This window comes from Empedobacter sp. GD03739 (assembly GCF_029843245.1).
GTDB lineage: Bacteria > Bacteroidota > Bacteroidia > Flavobacteriales > Weeksellaceae > Empedobacter > Empedobacter falsenii_B.
Window position 1 is genome coordinate 1 of record NZ_JAOCHX010000083.1, and the last position, 5,095, is coordinate 5,095.

A 5,095-nucleotide genomic window follows, 5' to 3' on the forward strand; every position below is an offset into this window, starting at 1 on the left:
AATAAAATTACATAAATAAACATAGTATGAAGAAAACATTTATTTTATTATTTACATTATTTGGATTGTCAGCTTCTTTTGCGCAGGATAATAATGCGATTTTTTATAAAAAACTGGAAGAGCAGCAATTAAAGAATGAACAGAAGTTTAATAGTCTACAGAATAAGAATGCTAAATCTGTAATTGTAGATCAATCAAAAGGAATTTCTAATCTCGCAGGTTTTATAGAAGATTCACCTTTTTTTTACCAAACTGATGATATTAGAGCAAATACAGGAGCGGGTATTACTGAGTTACAAAATGAAGGTATTAATGGTTTTGTTTTGAATGGGAAAGATGTTAGTGTACTAGTAATGGACGGAGGGGCAGCGCTAGGAACACATATTGAGTTTAGAGATCTTGATTATGGAAATTCAAGCAGATTATTTGATACCGAAAATGGAGCAACTGCAATATCTGATCATGCAACTTCTGTATCAGGTTTTATTGCAGCCGAAGGTAGAGCTTCATTTAATGGATACCCACAATATGCAGCTAAAGGAGTATTAACAAAAGCTAAAATAAAAAATAGCAGTTTTAATACAACAACAAATGGAAACAATATACAGAAGCTTTTAAATGCAAAAGAAAATTTATCTAATCATTCTTATGGTGTAAATTTAGGATGGGATAATTATTATTCTAAGACAGATAAATTAGGTCCTGGATGGTATTTTAATATGACAAATTATCAAGATTTAGTTAAGGACGCCAGTGCTACTTTGAGTGGATCTTATTATAGTTCTGATGCTGATTTTGACAAGACGGTTTATAATAATCCAAATTATATTGTTGTTAAATCAGCAGGTAATTATTATGGTTCGGGACCAGATGCCTCTGATACTAATCCAAAATTCCAATACAAAGATGGGATTTGGACACCTTTTACTGCATCGGAAGTAATACCTTCAAAAAATTGTATTAATGATGCATATTGTATTGGTTGGGGGTCATTGGCTAAAAATATCATTGTTGTAGGAGCGGTTAAATTACCGAATACTACTGATTATAAATTTACGACATTAACAAAAGATAATAGAGCAACATTTTCAAGTGTTGGACCTCGTAAAGATGGAGCAATTAAACCAGATATTTCTACTTATGGAGATTCTTTGATTGCTCCTTCATATGACTCATCAAATCCTACACAAAATAATGTATTTATTATAGGAAGTGGTACATCTTTTTCTGCACCAATTGTGACGGGGGCAATGGGAATGTTGACTCAGTTACAAAGATTAGTAAATAATAATTCTACATTTACTTTTTTTGGAGATGAAGCTAAAACACTACTTTTACATACTGCTGATGAGGCTGGAGATAATGATGGACCAGATATTTATTTTGGTTGGGGATTATTAAATACTAAAAAAGCAGCAGAGGTTTTATTAGATGATACAAAATTGTTTGAAAGAAAATCAAAAGTTTCAGGTACAGATATAGTGTATGAAATAACTTCCGATGGAACACCTTTGAAAGCAAGTATTTCCTGGATAGACCCAGAAGCAGCTTATTTTAAAAATATAAATGATTTATTTTATAATCAGTCTTCAAGATTGATTAATGATTTTGATTTAAGAGTAGTAGAAAGTTCTACAAATGTTACTTATTTTCCATGGAAATTAGATTTAAATAATGTTACTGGTCCTGCAATCAAAGGAGATAATACAGTAGATAATTATGAACAAGTTCTTATAAAGACTCCAACAAAAGGAGCAAAATATAAAGTTATTATTTCAAATAAAGGAAATTTAATAGATAACGCAGGAGTTAAAAAGAATCAGGATGTTACTGTATTGATAACAGGTAGAACAACTGGAGCTCTTAATACAGATGAGTTAGCTGTTGATAAATCGATTTCTGTTTATCCAACAGTTACAAAAGATATTGTAAATGTACAGACGAATGAAAAAATGATAGTTGTAGATATTTTTGATATGACTGGAAAAAAAGTTTCGTCTTCGGATAAGAAGCAAATTAATGTTTCGAATTTACCAACAGGTGTTTACATTCTTAATATTAAAACAGATAAACAATCGGTTTCTAAAAAAATCGTAAAACAATAAAATCATATTTTTTTCTATTAACTTAAAACTTCAATAACATTGTTATTGAAGTTTTTTATTTTAGCGTGAAATAGATTATCAAAAAATGAACAAACAAGAAATACTTACTCAGACACAGGCATATATCAAAAAAACGTTTTTAGATGAAGGAACAGGTCACGATTATTTTCACATAGAACGTGTGGTAACAAATGCAAAGAAGATTTTAGAGACTGAAAATGCAGATTCTTTTTTGGTTGAATTAGCTGCTTGGACACACGATATTGGTGATTATAAATTACATAATGGAGTTGATAAATCGGAGGAATTAATTAGAAAATTTTTAGAATCAATTCATGTAGGGGAAGAATCAATTCAGAAAGTATTGGAAATAGTTTCGCAAGTTTCATTTAGTAAAGGAAATAAACCAACAACTATCGAGGCGGAGATTGTGCAAGATGCTGATCGTTTAGATGCGATTGGAGCGGTTGGTATTGCGCGTTGTTTTGCATATGGCGGAAGTGTTGGTAATATTTTGTATAATCCTTATGATAATTCCAAAGACGCATCGAGTGTGCAACATTTTTATGATAAATTATTTAAATTAAAAGAGTTGATGAATACCAAAACAGCAAAAGAAATCGCTTTAAAACGTCATCAATATATGGAAAATTTTATCGAAGAATTTTATCAAGAAGTAAAATAATATTGTAACTTATTATTCATTTAATTATCCTCAATGCAATTAAAATCTACTCTAATTTATTTGTCATTTTTGTTGATATGCAGCTGTGTTTCTGTAGAGAAATACAATGCACATATTGATAAAGAGATTCCTGCAAATAAATTGAAAAAAGATGTAGATTTTGTTTATAAAAAACTAAAAAGATATCATCCAAAATTAGATTTATACACTTCTCAAAAACAAATTGATTATAAATTTGATAGCCTAAAAAAAACAATTCATCAACCATTGAAACCAAATGATTTTTATGTCAAGTTTTTTCCGATTTTCGAAAGTTTAGAACATGGTCATACAGATATTTATCCGATATATAAACGAATAGAAAAGAGTAAGGAAAAAAAATACAAAGAATCTAAATCTGCTTTTAGTGATTATAGTTTTTTTTGGCAAAATGATTCAGTTTTTTTAGTGGCAGATTACAGTAAAATCAATCCGATTAATCAAGGTTCGGCTTTGCTTTATATAGATAGTGTTTCTACAAAGTATTTATACGATAAATATAAAAAAAGTATTTATGGAGATGGTGAAAATCAAACTTTTTCGGATAATGTGTTTAACAGAACTTTTCTTAATTATTTTACTTTAGAAAATGGAATTAAAGATTCGGTTGAATTAACCTTTAAAATGGGAAATTCAATCATCCGAAAAAAAACATTTCGCACTTATCCCAAACCTAAAAGTGAAAAGGTTGCAGAAACACCAAAAATTACAAAAGAGCAGAAAGAAGTTGAGCGAAAAGTAAGGATAAAACAAAAGAAATATGGTTATTCTAAAAGCTCCAAAACCTATTCTAAAGATTTGGCTTTTCCTACGAATGATAGTACGATAGCGGTATTAAAAGTAACAGATTTTAGAAAAGGTAAAATACGCGAACTATATAAAGAAGTTTTTACGGATATCAAGAATCATAAAGTCCAAAATTTAGTTCTCGATCTACGCAACAATGGTGGTGGTTACCTAAAAGATTCACACTATTTATACGCTTATTTGGTCGATGATTCCAAGGCATTTTTAGGTGAAAAAATCGTCGCGAACAAAACCTCTTTTGGCAAGTCGTTGTACAATCTTTTTCCCGTTTATTCCTATCCGTTGCTTTGGTTGGGATCGGGTTATACTTATTTTTCGACGTCAAAAAATGCTAAAAATGAATACGAATTGCACATGCCTTTTTCGCATGTCAAAATAGATAAAGAGCTCGTGTATCACCACAATTTGTATGTCATTATAAATGGTGGTTCTTACTCTGCTTCGGCGTTGATTTCGGCTAATCTTCAACTAAAAAATCGAGCTTTTTTTGTAGGTGAAGAAACGGGAGGAGATTTTAATGGAACGGTTGCTGGGTTGATGCCAAAATTTACGTTGCCCAATTCCAAACTCAAAATTTCAGTAGGTACAGTTTATCTTTCTCCAACGGAAAAACGAGAAGAACAGGCACATGGTGTTTATCCAAACCAACTTATTCAGCCTAATTTGCAAGATAAAATTAAACGTACAGATGCTGAACTGAAATGGATTTTAAATGATATCAAAAAAGGAAATATCAAATACAATAAAGTTTTAAAAAAAGAAAATCATCTCCTGAATTAAGGAGATGATTTTTATATTCTGGGCGTTCGAGCGGGCTTTTCGTTTCAATATTTGCTCAACAGCAAAGGATTTCCACTGCAATCCCTAACGCATTTTATTTTCTGTTAAAACTACAGAAAATAAAATTTTGTATTGTATCAAACGGCGTTTTATGATCAATTGTAAAACAATCTATTTTCTCAAAATTATTTTCAAAAGTAGAAGTTAAAGAAGTTTTATCATTTTGTTTTATTTCCAAACCACTACATTTTAATGGTCCGTTTTTCGAAAAAGTTCCAATTACCATATTTCTTTTTACAGCTTTCGCGACCAAATCTTGGTACTTTTTGATGTCATTTTCTTCTATTAAAAAATGAAAAACTGCTCTATCGTGCCAAATATCGTATTGTTCCGTAGGTTCAAATTCGGTGATATCAGCAACAATCCAAGTTACTTTTTCTGCATTATTTCCTAAACGCTTTTTTGCTCTTTCCAACGCGTTTGCAGAAATATCCAAAACAGAAATATTTTCATATCCTTCTTCCAATAAAAAATCGACCAACTTACTATCTCCACCACCAATATCAATAATTTTAGCTGTTTTATCAGCTCCAAAAGAATGAATAAAATTTAAAGAAGTTTCTGGTTTTTCTTGTGTCCAACTCACTTCTTCTGGAGTTTTTACTTCGTATATATGTTC

General features: G+C 30.4%; 4 protein-coding genes. 3 read left to right on the forward strand and 1 reads right to left on the reverse strand.

The annotated features are described in order from the left end of the window. The first annotated feature begins 26 nt into the window (after positions 1-26). The 3 genes from N5E64_RS15345 to N5E64_RS15355 all read left to right on the forward strand — a co-directional run bounded on the left by N5E64_RS15345 (position 27) and on the right by N5E64_RS15355 (position 4,416). Positions 27-2,105: a S8 family peptidase gene (locus N5E64_RS15345; protein WP_280038261.1), complete on the forward strand. Its 2,079-nt coding sequence runs from the start codon at positions 27-29 to the stop codon at positions 2,103-2,105. 85 nt (positions 2,106-2,190) lie between these two features. After that, entirely contained in the window at positions 2,191-2,790 is a 600-nt protein-coding gene (locus N5E64_RS15350) for an HD domain-containing protein (RefSeq protein ID WP_125349532.1), read from the forward strand. A gap of 33 nt (positions 2,791-2,823) precedes the next feature. After that, complete coding sequence (locus N5E64_RS15355; RefSeq protein ID WP_280038262.1) at positions 2,824-4,416, forward strand: S41 family peptidase; 1,593 nt, start codon at positions 2,824-2,826, stop codon at positions 4,414-4,416. A gap of 94 nt (positions 4,417-4,510) precedes the next feature. Here N5E64_RS15355 and N5E64_RS15360 read toward each other — a convergent pair. Next, a partial coding sequence (locus N5E64_RS15360; protein ID WP_280038264.1) for a class I SAM-dependent methyltransferase occupies positions 4,511-5,095 on the reverse strand: 585 nt, incomplete at its 5' end.